Below are 13,508 nucleotides of genomic sequence, written 5' to 3' on the forward strand. Positions count from 1 at the left end.
ACTTGGGGTAGAGGGGCGCGGGCAGCGCCCCTCTTTGTGATAAAGCCGTGGCTCAGTGCGCCTGGGCGCCACCGGCACCGCGTGGCACGCGGATCGATTCCACCAGTTCCTGGATCTCTTTCGGAGCGGGCTTGGTCATCGCCAGAACGATGTAGGCCACCAGGAAGTTCAGGACCGCCGCAACCGAGCCAAACGAGGCCGGCGAGATGCCGAACAGCCAGTTTGCCGCGTTGTTCTCCAGCATGTTGGTGCCGGGGATGAAGAACCAGCCCACATAGGTGAAGATGTAGACCGCTTCGACGATCAAACCGACGAGCATACCCGCGACCGCACCGGTCGAGTTCATGGTCTTCGAGAAGATGCCCATCATGATGGTCGGGAACAGCGATGCTGCTGCCAGACCGAAGGCAATCGCCACGACCTGCGCCGCAAAGCCCGGAGGGTTGAGCCCGAGGATCGTCGCGACCAGGATCGCCACGGCCATCGACAGACGCGCCGCCAGCATTTCACCCTTTTCCGAGATGTTCGGATTGATCACCGACTTGATCAGGTCATGCGAGACCGCCGACGAGATGGCCAGCAACAGACCTGCCGCCGTCGACAGCGCCGCTGCCAGACCACCGGCCGCGATCAACGCGATCACCCAACCCGGCAGTTGCGCGATTTCAGGGTTCGCAAGAACCAGAATATCGCGGTTGAAGTTGACGACTTCGTTGCCGTTCCAGCCACGCTCTGCTGCCGTAGCGGCAAAAGCGTCGGAGGGGTTGTAGTACTGGATCAGGCCGTCGCCGTTCAGGTCCTCGAACCCAAGGAGACCGGTGTGCTCCCAGTTGTGCATCCAGTCAGGCCGCGCATCATAGGCAAGCGACGGCTGATCAATCCCGTTCGGGTAGATCGTGGTGATGATGTTCATGCGCGCCATCGCACCAACCGCCGGAGCAACCGTGTAGAGCAGTGCGATAAACACCAATGCCCAACCCGCCGACGCACGCGCATCCGACACTTTCGGCACGGTGAAGAAGCGGATGATGACGTGTGGCAGACCCGCCGTACCGATCATCAGCGACAGGGTAAACAGAACCATATCGAGGGTGTTCGAGTGATGCTCGGTGTAGGTGCGGAAGCCCAGATCGGTCAGCAGACCATCAAGATTTGCCAACAGCGGCATACCCGACGCGTCATTGCTGAACAGGCCGATTTGCGGCAGGAAGCTGCCGGTCAGGTTCAGCGAGATGAAGATCGCCGGGATGGTATAGGCCACGATCAGCACGCAATACTGCGCAACCTGCGTGTAGGTGATGCCCTTCATGCCGCCAAGAACCGCATAGACAAACACGATTCCCGAGGCGATCCACAGGCCGGTCGAGCTGCTGACTTCGAGGAAGCGCGAGAACGCAACGCCGGCACCCGCCATCTGGCCAATCACATAGGTGATCGAGATGGTCAGCAAGCAGACAACGGCCACAATGCGCGCGGTTTGGCTATAGAACCGGTCACCGATAAAGTCCGGAACCGTGAAACGGCCGAATTTGCGCAGGTATGGCGCCAACAGCAGTGCCAACAGCACATAGCCGCCGGTCCACCCCATCAGATAGGTCGAGTTGTCATAGCCAACGAAGGCGATGATACCGGCCATCGAGATGAACGACGCGGCCGACATCCAGTCCGCGGCGGTCGCCATCCCGTTCAGAACGGGGTGCACCCCACGGTTGGCGGCATAGAATTCTGATGTTGAGCCTGCACGGGCCCAAATCGCGATACCGATGTAGAGAGCGAACGACGCGCCCACCACGATCAGATTGAGTGTGAATTGATCCATCTGTCCCCTGATCCCTTATTGCTCGTCAACGCCGAATTCGCGGTCGATCTTGTTCATGCGCGCGGCATAAAAGAAGATCAGGACCAAGAACACCAGGATCGAGCCTTGCTGCGCGAACCAGAAGCCGAGGTCGGTGCCGCCGATTGCGATGCCCGAAAGCATCGGACGAAGAAGAATGCCGAAACCGAATGAAGCAAGGGCCCAGATCACCAGGCAAATGGTGATGAGCCGGATATTCGCGGACCAATAGGCGGTCGCTGATTTGTCAGACATGGTAGTCCTCCCGTTTTCCCCACTGCCGGCACCCCGCCCGGGATGCCCGCGTCTTGTTGTTCAATCACCTCGCCCCGCGGACAACGCAATTGATCAGGCTGATACCTGCGTCACAACCGCATCGAGATCGGCGGCGATGGTCTCAATGGCGGACATGCCATCGACCGTGCGCAGAACTCCGCGGGTCTCGTAATACGCAATCAGCGGTGCCGTTTGCGCGTGGTACGCCGTCAGTCTGGCCCCCACGGTTTCGGCGTTATCGTCAGCACGGCGCTTGAACTCCGTACTTCCGCATTTGTCGCAGGTTCCGGCGTTCACCGGCTGCTTGAAACTGTCGTGATACCCTTCGCCACAGGACCCGCAGGTGTAGCGCCCCGAGACCCGCTCGACCATGGCCGCATCATCCACCTCGATGGAGACCGCGGCGCTGATTTTCAGGTCTTGCTCGGCCAGCAAGGCATCCAGCGCCTCGGCCTGACCCGGCGTGCGCGGGAACCCGTCAAGGATCACGCCCTTGGCGGTGTCGGGCTCGGTCAAGCGATCCTTGAGGATCGCCAGAACGATCGCATCCGAGACCAGTTCACCCGCTTCCATAACCGCCTTTGCGGCTTTGCCCGCCTTGGTGCCAGCCGCCACGGCGGCGCGCAGCAGATCGCCGGTCGACAATTGCACCAGCCCGAACTTTTCTTCGAGCATCCGGGCCTGCGTGCCCTTGCCGGCCCCCGGAGGGCCCAGCAAGATCAGAACGGTCGGATGAGTCATGTGGTTGGTCATGCGGTCAGCCCTTGTTCATCCGGTTGGCAATCAGATCGTCAACCACCGACGGATCGGCCAAAGTCGAGGTATCGCCCAGCGCGCCAAAATCATTCTCGGCGATCTTGCGCAGGATCCGGCGCATGATCTTGCCCGAGCGGGTTTTCGGCAGGCCCGGCGCCCATTGCAGCAGATCGGGCGAGGCAATCGGGCCGATCTCGGTGCGGACCCAGTTCCGCAACTCCTTGCGCAATTCTTCCGAGGGTTCCTCGCCGTTCATCAGCGTGACATAGCAATAGATGCCCTGCCCCTTGATCGGATGCGGGTAGCCGACCACCGCGGCCTCAGCGACCTTGGAATGGGCGACCAACGCGCTTTCAACCTCGGCGGTGCCCATCCGGTGGCCCGAGACGTTGATCACGTCGTCCACGCGCCCGGTGATCCAGTAGTCGCCATCCGCGTCGCGGCGGCAACCGTCGCCGGTGAAGTAAAAGCCTTTGTAGTCGCCAAAATAGGTCTGCTGGAACCGCTCGTGGTCCTCCCAGATGGTGCGCATCTGGCCCGGCCAGCTGTCGGCGATGCACAGAACACCCTCGACACCATTGCCCTCGATGATCGTGCCCGCCGTCGGGTCCAGAACCACCGGCTTGATGCCAAAGAACGGCTTCATCGCCGCACCCGGCTTGGTCGCATGCGCGCCCGGCAGCGGCGTCATCAGATGCCCGCCGGTCTCGGTTTGCCACCAGGTGTCAACAATCGGGCATTTGCCCTTGCCGACCACGTCATTGTACCAGTTCCACGCCTCGGGGTTGATCGGCTCGCCGACCGTGCCCAGAACCTTGAGGCAGCTCAGGTCGTATTTCGTCACGAACTCAGGGCCTTGACCCATCAACGCGCGGATCGCGGTTGGCGCGGTATAGAACTGGTTGACCTTGTGCTTTTCGCAGACCGCCCAGAACCGGCCCGCATCGGGATAGGTCGGCACGCCCTCGAACATCAGCGTGGTCGCGCCATTCGCCAGCGGCCCATAGACGATATAGCTGTGACCGGTGACCCAGCCCACATCCGCGGTGCACCAGTAGACATCGCCGTCATGGTAATCAAAGGTCATCTCATGCGTCATCGACGCATAAACCAGATATCCGCCCGTCGTATGCACAACGCCCTTGGGCTGACCCGTCGAGCCGGAGGTATAAAGAATGAACAGCGGATCCTCGGCGTTGACCGCAACCGGCTCGCACACCGCATCCACGGTCTCGGCCTCTTCGTGCCACCAGAAATCAAGGCCCGAGCGCCACGCGATCTGATTGCCGGTGCGCTTGACCACCAGGCATTTCACATCGCGCGTCTCGTGCAGCAGCGCTTGGTTCACGTTGTCCTTCAGCTTGGTCGCCTTGCCACCGCGCGGGGCGTGGTCGGCCGTCACCACCAGTTTGGCGTCGCAGCCATTGACCCGCGCGCCCAGCGCATCGGGCGAGAACCCGGCAAACACGATCGAATGAATCGCGCCGATCCGCGCGCAGGCCAGCATCGCATAGGCCGCCTCGGGGATCATCGGCATGTACAGGACAACGCGGTCGCCTTTGCCCACACCCAGCTTCTTGTACACGTTGGCCATCTTGCTGACCTGAGTGTGCAGCTCCTTGTAGGTGATGTGCTGCGCGGGCTCATCGGGGCTGTCGGGCTCGAAGATGATCGCCGTCTGATCGCCGCGCGTCGCCAGATGACGGTCGATGCAATTGGCCGAGACGTTCAATTCGCCGTCTTCATACCATTTGATGTCAACCTTGCCGAACTCGAACGAGGTGTTCTTGACTTTGGTGAACGGCTTTATCCAGTCGATGCGCTGACCGTGCTTGGACCAGAACGACTCAGGGTTCGAAATCGAGTCTGCATACATCGTCTCATAGGTCGCAGCATCGACATGTGCCTGAGCGACGAAATCCGCAGATGCGGGATATGTCCGCGATTGAGCCTGATCTGACATGAAAGCTCCTCCAGCTTACCGCAGGCCGCGCGTTGGCACCTAAGCCACGCATCCGTCCTGCTCTCCTCCGTTGGAACCACTTTAGCGCATCGGTCAATTTTGTGGTAACTCTTTTTCAATCAACGAATTTCTTGTAAATTGCTTCACTGAATTCTTGATCTATCAGTCAATCGAGTAAACGTCAGACACAATTCCGCCATGTTTTTCAGCCAACTGCCGGTCACGGAAAAGTCAACGCTTCGGCAAAAGACCGCCAATCACCCGGAATTGTCAAGCCACGCCCTTGAAACCAACCACACCCCGCAGATCAAAGCCCGAGAGCGCGGGCGCCCCGCCGCGACGCGCGCAGCGCTGATTCGGGGCGAAAACCGAATCACTTTATGGGCCGCCACAAGAAAAAGGGCGGCGCGTTTCCGCACCGCCCCCAAGGGCACTGATTTCGGCAATCTGATTGGTTACAGCGGGTAATCCACCCGCACCGTGACCACCGCGCGGCCGCGCGTCGTGCTGGGCCATGTCAGGCGGATCTGGTCGTTGTTGTTGCCCTGCTGGACGTTCACATAGGGCATCGAGGTTCGAACCTCGTTGCTTGGCCCGTTCGCCTGACCTTCCATCACCAGACCGGTTACCGTGCGGGCCATGCCGTTGAACGGCAACCTGCCGCCCGTGCCGATGGTCCAATTGGTTGCCGCGGTCGTCTGGTTGTGGCGCAACACCAGCGGGCTTTCGCACTGCGTGTTGATCCCGTTGAACGTGTTGTGCTGCCACACCACATTTCGAAAGCTGCCATAGTTCAGATCGGCGTGGGTGGTATCGACGCCCTCGGCCCGGTTGACGCTGGCGTTCACCGTGCGGAATGTGTTGCCGGTCACCGTCATCCCCGACAGAAAGTGCCCTGGCCCATAGGGCTTGACCACAACGAAGCGGAAGCTGGAGATCACGTTCGACACCAGGAACACGTTGTTGGTGATGCTGATGCCGCCGAAACTGAATTCGTTGTTCCAGGCGGGCGTCGCGTCGTGTTCGTTGGTCAGTTCGATAAAACAGTTATCGACATAGTTGCCGCTGATCTGCGTCATCGCGTTTTGATACGTCAGCACGATGCCCGGCGTGCGGACCGCGTTTTGCTCGCTGTCGCCTTGGTAGAAGTGGTTGCCTTGAATCAGGTGATACCCCGACGCCATCACCGCGAAACTGGCAAAGCGCACCACCACGTTGTCACGCAGCTTCACGTCGTTGGCGTTCGAGTTGATCGCAATCGAGGTCCGGCTTTGCGATGACAAAGGCATCTCGGACGAGATGAACATGCAATTGTCGATCAACATCCCCTGACAGGCCCAGCCAATCGAGGTGATCGCCTTGTCCTTGGGTCGGTTGAACGTGCAGTCGCGCACCGTGAAAATCTGCCCGCCGGTCGCCATGTTCACCGCGCTGGCCCCGCCCTTGCACTGGAACTCGATCCCGTCCAGCTCGAAACGCTCGAAATAATCAAAGCCCGAGAAGTCCAGAACATACTGGAACCGCGAGAACGTGTAGACTTGCGCGCCCGCCGCCCCGTACAACGCCTGGCTCAAGGTCACGGTCTGCGCCGAGATATTGCGCGCCTTGACGTAGACTTCACGGCCAACGCCGGTGCCCGACACCCGCGCGCCAACCTGGATATTGGCCACGTTGCCGACACCGGTCAGCGTGGTCGCCTGAGCGCTGGAATAGGTCCCCCACGAGGTTACGGTGGTCGTATCCCACGGTGTACCCTCGTTGATCTCGATCAGACCATTGCGCAGGACGCGCCGAATGGCATACGAGGTCAACCCGGTCAGGCTGGCAACATCAATCGGTGCATCCAGAATGATACGGCGCCCGCACAGGTCGAACGTGTCGTGGTCGGTATAGTGGAACAGCGCCTGCAAACCTTTGCGCAGCGCCAAGCCCTCGCTTTTGAAGGCCGCATAATACGAGGTAAAGTCGTAATTCTGCGTCAGTTGCAGACGCGCGGCATCCGGCATCGCCAGACGCCCCTGAAACCGCACCGGGATCTCCAGGGTCAGGGTCTGTCCGATGTAAAACACCCCCTCGGGCACCAGCAACGCCCGGCCCGAAGACAAAGCCGCGCTGGCCGCATCGGCAAAGGCCGCATAGTCATCGGCAACCCCATTGCCGACCGCGCCATAGTCGCGCACATCGACCCAATCCATCATGTCGCGCAGCCAGAAACTGGTGACATCCTCGATGGCGATATCGTCAATCCGCACCACGCCGCCGTTCGGCCCGGTCAGGTCCAGCCCCAGGAATCCGTGATGGACCCCGGACCAGTTCAGATCGACGCCGCCCTTGTTGCTGGTGCCGATGATTGCACTGATCTCGACGGTCTCGCCGTATGTGGTCAGCGTAACCGCCGGGCCGGACACCGTTACGCCCGACACCGCCGCATTGCCGGCAGTGGCCGCGAAGCCCGCGATCTGAACAGTCGGCAACGCGCCGCTGACCGCCTTGACCTTGGCCGTGACCCGCAAATAGCAGCCCGGCAGAATCGGCGATTGCCCCATCCAGCGCAATTTTTGCGTGGTCGAGGTCTTGAGAAGCTCCAAACACCCCCCGAAATCGGGATCCGAGGGCACAAAGGCCGCGTTGGCCGCCCCGTCATAGGTGGCCGATCCTGGCGTTCCGTTGCCGCTTGACCAAACGTTCAAACCGTCGGCAAAGGGCGGCGGCATCAGGATTAGCCCTTCGGTCACTGCCTTGTTCATGTCAGACCCCTGTCTTGAAAACCCAAAAGAGACGCAAATCGCGCACTGCGACTGTCACGCCCTTGAGGTATCAAGCCGGGTTTAATTGCGGTTGAGGGCACCGTGCGTTGCGCCCGCCTCGGCAGGCGGCGTTTGGGTCCTGCAGGCACAAGACAGCGCTCTGCCGATGTGTCAGGATACCGCCATGTTCGCGCATTTCTCTTTGATGGTCGGCATGATTGCAGGCTTGGTGCTGATGCCCGCGTCGGCGCTGGCCTGCCGTCTGGCGCTGGCGATGGGCTTTGACGTGTCGCGCTCGGTCGATGCGGTGGATTACCGCTTTCAAAACGACGCCATCGTCGCGGCGCTCTTTGATCACGAGGTGCGCGCGCTGATCCTGAACAGCCCGGAACCCGTGGCCATAAGCCTGTTTGAATGGGCGGGGCAACACCAACAGACCCTGATTGTCGGTTGGACGATTCTTGACAGCGCGGCCGCCATTGACCGCGTCGCGCAGCAGGTCCTGACCCATCAACGACAACACTCGGGCCTGACGGCCGTCGGCAGCGCCCTGCTTTATGGCCGCAACTTGCTGGCCGACATGCCCGATTGCGACTGGCATACGCTGGACATGGCGGGCGACGGGCAGGTCAATGACGGCCCAGAGCCGCGCCGGGTGTACGATACCACCGATTTCGGCGACGTCGTGGTCAATGCGCTGGTGATTGGCGAGCACGAATCGCAGGTGCTGCACTGGTTCGAGGAGAATGTTCTGCATGGCTTCGGCGCCTTCGCCGAATTCACCCCGACGCATGACCGCTTTGCCGAAGCCTTTCGCCGCAAGCTGATCCGAGAACTGGCGCAGCCGTTGTTGGGCGCGCTGTCGCTGCCCGACGCGGGCTAGCGCAAGACCCAGCGAAACGCGCGGTTCAACTCGGCCATTGCGCCGGTTTCATACCAGCGGCCATGCGCCATGATCAGGCGCTCTGGCTCCCACGACAACATGGTTTCAATCGCCCCCCGCGCCGCCTCGCGCCCCTTGCGAAAGGTCTGGCGCATGTCGATCGGCGCTTTGCCGTCCGGGTCGAGGGTCCCCGCCGCCCACGCCAGCGGGATCAGCCAGACAGGCAGGTTCGCGGCCTCGAAATTCTCGATCAGGTCGGTCAGGATCAGGGTCTTGCTGGCCCGGTGAAAGAATACCGCCTCGCGGTGTACCGGGCTGCCGGGCACCACCAATTGATCCACCTGCCCGGCCCAGGCGTCTGGCGCATGGTCGGTGATCTGGTGATCAACGCGCAACGCCAAGCCACGCGATCCGGCGCGCTCTTGCACGCCCGGCGCGGCCCAGGTCTGCGCCTTTGGAAACGCGCGCTGCCAGTCGGGGACAAAGGCGTAATGAATCCAGTTCGGCGCCATCAGATGCTGCACCGGACCAAGAGCGGCCAACGCTTGCAGCAACCCATCATCCATCTGGATCGGGGAATGCAGCCACAGCCCCCCATCCGTCAGCCGCACCACCACCATGCGCGTCGGGAACGGGAGGCCGTAGAATTTGAGGATCGGCCCGTCGACGACCCAGATCTCGGGCGCGACGGGCTTGAGGGTGAACAGAGGCTCGTAACCGGTGGTTCGGGTCATCGCCGCCTCCGTTTTCGGCACTCAGGCGCCTTGAGTCACCAAGTCGCCGTTCAACCCTTTCTCGATCAGCGCCACCGATTCGGTCAAACCATAGAGCGCGATGAACCCGCCAAACCGGGGGCCCTCGGACGCACCCAACAAGACCTCGTAGAGCGCCTTGAACCAGTTGCGCAGGTTCTCGAAATCATGGTCCTTGCCGACCGAGAACACCATCGACTGCAACGCGTCACCGTCCAGCCCACCATCCCACGCCTTGAGACGCGCCACCAGATCCTCCATCGCCGCGCGCTCTTGCGCATCGGGCAGGCGGAACACCCGCTTGGGGGCCACAAAGTCGCGGAAATAGCGCACGGCGAATTCCGCCGCCTGATCCAGATCGGCATGGGTTTCGGGCGCGGCATCGGGCGCATAGCGTTTGATGAAGCCCCACAGGCCGGACTTGTCCTTGGCACCCGCCACCGACGCCAGGTTCAGCAACATCGCAAACGGCACCACCATTTTTGACTCGGGCGGATTGCCGCCGTGGATATGCCAGACCGGGTTCGCCAGTTGCTGCTCGGGCGTTTGATCCGGGAACGCGCGCAGCTGCTGGTGGTACTCATCCACCGCCTTGGGGATCACATCGAAATGCATCCGCTTGGCGGTTTTCGGCTTGAGATACATGAAATACGACAGGCTCTCGGTGCTGGCATAGGTCAGCCATTCGTCAATTGTCAGACCATTGCCCTTCGACTTCGAGATCTTCTCGCCGTTTTCATCGAGGAACAATTCGTAGGTGAAATGCTCGGGCTTGCGGCCCCCCAGAATTTCACAAATGCGATCATAGATCGGCGTATTCGTGCTGTGATCCTTGCCATACATCTCAAAATCAACATCCAGCGCAGCCCAGCGCGCGCCGAAGTCGGGCTTCCATTGCAGCTTCACCTGCCCGCCGGTGACCGGCAGCGTCCACTCCTTGCCGTCCTCATCGTCGAAGGTGATCGTGCCGTCCTTGGCGTTCACCTCCTTGATCGGCACATAGAGCACACGGCCCGTATCCGGGTGAATCGGCAGGAAGCACGAATAGCTTTGCTGGCGCTCCTCGCGCAGCGATTTCAACATCACCGCCATGATCTCGTCATAGCGTTCCGCCGCGCGCAGCAGCACGGTGTCGAATTGGCCGGACTTGTAATACTCGGTCGCGCTGATGAATTCATACTCAAAGCCGAACGTGTCCAGAAACCGCCGTAGCATCGCGTTGTTGTGGTCGCCGAAACTGTCGAATTCCCCGAACGGATCGGGCACCGAGGTCAGCGGGCGTTGCAGGTTCTCCAGCAGCATTTCGCGATTGGGCACGTTGTCGGGCACCTTGCGCATCCCGTCCATGTCATCCGAGAAACAGATCAGCCGCGTCGGGATGTCGCTGATTTCCTGAAACGCGCGGCGGATCATCGTGGTGCGCGCGACCTCGCCAAAGGTGCCGATATGCGGCAGACCCGAGGGGCCATAGCCGGTCTCGAACAAGACAAAGCCCTTCTCCGGCCCGCCCTTCTCGAAGCGTTTGAGCAAACGGCGGGCTTCTTCAAAGGGCCAGGCTTTGGAGGTCATCGCAGCGTCACGCAGAGAAGTCATGTCTCGTACTTTCTTAAAGGTGGGCAAACCGCGCCCACGCGGTATAACTCAGGCTTCCTATTGCCCGCTCCGCCCCTCGTCAATATTCTGCCCCTGCAACAAAGGACACAGACCCTCATGGATGACGCCACGCCCTCGCTTTCACCGCAAGATAGCCTCGTCGCACTGATGATCACAGTCTCGGTGGCGGATTCCGCGATCCGGACCGCGGAATTGGTGGCCATCGAGCAGATCGTCGATCATCTGCCGATATTCGCGGGTTTCGACCCGGACCGCATCAAGGTCATTTCGCAGACCGTGTTCGACCTGCTGGAAGACGAGGATGGCCTCGATGCGCTGTTCGGCCTGATCCGCGACGCACTGCCCGAACGGCTGGTCGAAACCGCCTATGTCCTGGCCTGCGATATCGCCGCGTCGGATGGCACGCTGACGCAAAGCGAGCTGCGCTTGCTGGAAGAGATACGGTTCGAGTTGAACATCGACCGTCTGCATGCCGCCGCGATCGAGCGCGGCGCGCGGGCGCGTTTCATGCACTGAAAACGGCAAAACGAGGCACCAGGACGCCCCGTTTGCGGTGCCGCCTTGAGTGCCGTCACTTGGCTTTTGCTGCCAGCACCTTGGCCTGTGCCACCCAGTCGTCACGCGTGACCCGCCCCTTGAACGACTCCAGATTGGCATCGACCCAGGCAATTTCCGCGTCGGTCCAAGCGGCGATCTGGTCAAAATGCCAAAACCCCAACCGATTGCACAGGGTTTCCAGCTTTGGCCCGATCCCCTTGATCCGCTTCAGATCATCCGGCTGACCGCCGCGCGCCGCGTCCAGCGTGCTCGGCTTGGTGCCGACCTCTGCCGGGTCAATTTCGGCAATCGGCGCGGCCTCTGGCGCGGGCGCAACCACCGGCTCGGGCACAACCACTGGCTCTGGCTCGACCGCCGCCACGGGTGCCGCCACGGGTGCCGCCACCGGTGCCGCCGCCACCGCCGCCAGCTCTGCCTCCAACCCCTTGACACGCTGTGCACAATCGCGCGCCTGGGTTCGACTGGCTTCCAACTCGCGGCGCAACCGGGCCGCCTCGCCAGTATCGCCGGATGCCGCCACCACGCCACCGCGCCGCCCCCAGAGCATCCAGCCGATGAACAGACCCAACAACGCTGCCAGCGCGATGAGCACCCAGATTTCGCCTAGAAGAAATCCCCAACCCCGGAACATACTGCGTCCTCCTACCTTTATGTTACTCGACCCAACGCACCGCCGTGCGTCGGTTGGCCGCGCGGCCGTCCTCTGTTTCATTGTCGGCAATCGGTTGCGTCGCACCATAACCCGCGGCACGCAACGCCGCCTCTGGCACGCCCCGCGCCACCAACGCCACCCGCACCGCCTCGGCACGCGCAAGGCTCAGCGCCAGATTGGCCTCGTCACTGCCGGTGCTGTCGGTGTGTCCGCCGATTTCCGCCTGCAAGTCTGCGTCGCGCAGACAGACGCCCAGCACCGACGCCAAGGCATTCACGGCGCTCCGGGCGCGCGCATCCAGCCGCGCCGAGCCGGTGACAAAGCCGATGTGGTTGCGGGCCAGAACGGCGTCCGTTTCCGCGACACAGGTCTCGGAACTCGGCGCAAACTCCGGCATGGGCAGCCAAAAGCCACCGCGCAAAACTTCGGTTTGCCCGGTTGCGGCATTCACCCGCTCTGCGCCGTCCCGCCGCTCCGAGGTCACGCTCAGAACCGTCAGCGTCGCCGCGCCCGCCAAATCCGCCTCGAGCGCAGACCGCAGCAGATCGAGATCAGCCCCCGCGCCGAACCCGGCTTGAATCTCCGTCCCGTCGGGCGAAACCGCGATATCAAGTGTCTCGAACTCGGCCATCCACGGTGCCAAGGCGCTCAACGCCGCCGGAACTTGCCCGGTGTCACCAAGAATCCCCTGCGTGGCGGTGTCTTCGATCTCGCGCAATCCCAGCGCCTCGGCGAGCGCGGCGGCCTCAAGCCCCGGAGGCAATTTGCCCTCGACCCAGCCGCCCTCGGCGGCGGAATAGCCCAGCGAATAGGACGCCGGCGTTCCGTCATCGAGATAGGACAACCCCAGATCGGCCTGATAGCCCGCCGGCAATCCATCCAGTGCGGCGCGGACGGCTTCACCCTCGTCCGGGGTGCGGGCGACGCCGCTCATCGACATGCGGCGGTTGGCGACGGCCAACTGGCCTTCTTGCAACTGGCGCAGCACGGTGATCGCCGTCGAGACCGCCGAAACCCATTGCCCATCCGGGGCACCCGCCGCCAGGGTCAGCCCCTCGGCGCCCAGTTCCGCCAGCGCGGCCTGCCCCGCACGGGTCGGGGCATACCCCTGCGTTTGCAACCGGCCATCCAACCAAATCGCTGTCATTTCAAAGGGATCAACCGAGGGAAGCACCTCGAGATCCTCGGTCACAACCCGTCGTCCGCGAATCTCGTTGAGCGCCGCGACAAGCGCATTGCGTTCCGCGGCACCGTTCGCCAGGCCCGTTATATGGATGTCGCGGCCCTCGACGCGGGCTTCGACACCATGCACCGATTCCGCCACGACCGCCTGCGCCGAAAGCTGAAGCGTCTCTTGCATATGCGTCGCGTATTCGACCCGCGCCCACCATCCCAGACCGATGACACCGACGCCCAGAACTGCCAAACCGACGCCAAAACGCATGGCGAACCCCCTTCTTGCAACATTGG

The 13,508-nt window shown here is 62.0% G+C and carries 11 protein-coding genes; 2 read left to right on the forward strand and 9 right to left on the reverse strand.

Annotated features, from left to right (window positions below; genetic code table 11):
• Positions 1 to 52 precede the first annotated feature (52 nt).
• From VDQ28_RS19350 to VDQ28_RS19370, 5 genes are all read right to left on the reverse strand, one after another.
• Positions 53 to 1,819: a sodium:solute symporter family protein gene (locus VDQ28_RS19350; RefSeq protein ID WP_323037486.1), complete on the reverse strand. Its 1,767-nt coding sequence runs from the start codon at positions 1,817 to 1,819 to the stop codon at positions 53 to 55.
• 15 nt (positions 1,820 to 1,834) lie between these two features.
• Positions 1,835 to 2,092: a DUF4212 domain-containing protein gene (locus VDQ28_RS19355; RefSeq protein ID WP_323037487.1), complete on the reverse strand. Its 258-nt coding sequence runs from the start codon at positions 2,090 to 2,092 to the stop codon at positions 1,835 to 1,837.
• A 93-nt stretch (positions 2,093 to 2,185) separates the two neighbouring features.
• Positions 2,186 to 2,854, reverse strand: coding sequence for an adenylate kinase (locus VDQ28_RS19360; RefSeq protein ID WP_323037488.1), 669 nt, complete (start codon positions 2,852 to 2,854; stop codon positions 2,186 to 2,188).
• A gap of 16 nt (positions 2,855 to 2,870) precedes the next feature.
• On the reverse strand, positions 2,871 to 4,832 hold the full coding sequence (acs, locus tag VDQ28_RS19365) for an acetate--CoA ligase (RefSeq protein WP_323037489.1): 1,962 nt from the start codon (positions 4,830 to 4,832) through the stop codon (positions 2,871 to 2,873).
• A 455-nt stretch (positions 4,833 to 5,287) separates the two neighbouring features.
• A complete protein-coding gene (locus VDQ28_RS19370; protein WP_323037490.1) occupies positions 5,288 to 7,579 on the reverse strand; it encodes a glycosyl hydrolase family 28-related protein in 2,292 nt (763 codons plus the stop codon).
• 184 nt (positions 7,580 to 7,763) lie between these two features.
• Between VDQ28_RS19370 and VDQ28_RS19375 the strand changes: the two genes are divergently transcribed.
• The gene (locus VDQ28_RS19375; RefSeq protein ID WP_323037491.1) at positions 7,764 to 8,462 is read left to right on the forward strand and encodes a DUF1194 domain-containing protein; all 699 of its coding nucleotides are present in this window, start codon (positions 7,764 to 7,766) and stop codon (positions 8,460 to 8,462) included.
• Here VDQ28_RS19375 and VDQ28_RS19380 read toward each other — a convergent pair.
• The gene (locus tag VDQ28_RS19380; protein ID WP_323037492.1) at positions 8,459 to 9,196 is read right to left on the reverse strand and encodes a DUF4336 domain-containing protein; all 738 of its coding nucleotides are present in this window, start codon (positions 9,194 to 9,196) and stop codon (positions 8,459 to 8,461) included. The genes VDQ28_RS19375 and VDQ28_RS19380 overlap by 4 nt on opposite strands.
• 21 nt (positions 9,197 to 9,217) lie before the next feature.
• Positions 9,218 to 10,807 carry a lysine--tRNA ligase gene (locus tag VDQ28_RS19385; protein ID WP_323037493.1) on the reverse strand — a complete coding sequence of 530 codons (1,590 nt, stop codon included), beginning with the start codon at positions 10,805 to 10,807 and terminating at the stop codon, positions 9,218 to 9,220.
• A 117-nt stretch (positions 10,808 to 10,924) separates the two neighbouring features.
• On the opposite strand from VDQ28_RS19385, the gene VDQ28_RS19390 reads away from it, so the two are divergent.
• Positions 10,925 to 11,344, forward strand: a complete 420-nt coding sequence (locus VDQ28_RS19390) for a tellurite resistance TerB family protein (RefSeq protein ID WP_323037494.1) — start codon at positions 10,925 to 10,927, stop codon at positions 11,342 to 11,344.
• A gap of 55 nt (positions 11,345 to 11,399) precedes the next feature.
• Here VDQ28_RS19390 and VDQ28_RS19395 read toward each other — a convergent pair whose 3' ends face one another.
• Both VDQ28_RS19395 and VDQ28_RS19400 read right to left on the reverse strand, forming a co-directional pair.
• The gene (locus VDQ28_RS19395) at positions 11,400 to 12,017 is read right to left on the reverse strand and encodes an NADH-quinone oxidoreductase subunit E (protein ID WP_323037495.1); all 618 of its coding nucleotides are present in this window, start codon (positions 12,015 to 12,017) and stop codon (positions 11,400 to 11,402) included.
• Between the two features lie 22 nt (positions 12,018 to 12,039).
• Entirely contained in the window at positions 12,040 to 13,482 is a 1,443-nt protein-coding gene (locus VDQ28_RS19400) for an OmpA family protein (protein WP_323037496.1), read from the reverse strand.
• Positions 13,483 to 13,508: the final 26 nt, after the last annotated feature.

The organism is Pararhodobacter sp., assembly GCF_034676545.1.
Classification (GTDB): domain Bacteria; phylum Pseudomonadota; class Alphaproteobacteria; order Rhodobacterales; family Rhodobacteraceae; genus Pararhodobacter.

Bases quoted from the DNA above. Each gene is read 5' to 3' on its own strand.
- VDQ28_RS19350 (WP_323037486.1), bottom strand. From the start codon at position 1,819: ATGGATCAATTCACACTCAATCTGATCGTGGTGGGCGCGTCGTTCGCT.
- VDQ28_RS19375 (WP_323037491.1), top strand. From the start codon at position 7,764: ATGTTCGCGCATTTCTCTTTGATGGTCGGCATGATTGCAGGCTTGGTG.
- VDQ28_RS19390 (WP_323037494.1), top strand. From the start codon at position 10,925: ATGGATGACGCCACGCCCTCGCTTTCACCGCAAGATAGCCTCGTCGCA.
- acs (WP_323037489.1), bottom strand. From the start codon at position 4,832: ATGTCAGATCAGGCTCAATCGCGGACATATCCCGCATCTGCGGATTTC.
- VDQ28_RS19380 (WP_323037492.1), bottom strand. From the start codon at position 9,196: ATGACCCGAACCACCGGTTACGAGCCTCTGTTCACCCTCAAGCCCGTC.
- VDQ28_RS19355 (WP_323037487.1), bottom strand. From the start codon at position 2,092: ATGTCTGACAAATCAGCGACCGCCTATTGGTCCGCGAATATCCGGCTC.
- VDQ28_RS19400 (WP_323037496.1), bottom strand. From the start codon at position 13,482: ATGCGTTTTGGCGTCGGTTTGGCAGTTCTGGGCGTCGGTGTCATCGGT.
- VDQ28_RS19385 (WP_323037493.1), bottom strand. From the start codon at position 10,807: ATGACTTCTCTGCGTGACGCTGCGATGACCTCCAAAGCCTGGCCCTTT.
- VDQ28_RS19370 (WP_323037490.1), bottom strand. From the start codon at position 7,579: ATGAACAAGGCAGTGACCGAAGGGCTAATCCTGATGCCGCCGCCCTTT.
- VDQ28_RS19395 (WP_323037495.1), bottom strand. From the start codon at position 12,017: ATGTTCCGGGGTTGGGGATTTCTTCTAGGCGAAATCTGGGTGCTCATC.
- VDQ28_RS19360 (WP_323037488.1), bottom strand. From the start codon at position 2,854: ATGACTCATCCGACCGTTCTGATCTTGCTGGGCCCTCCGGGGGCCGGC.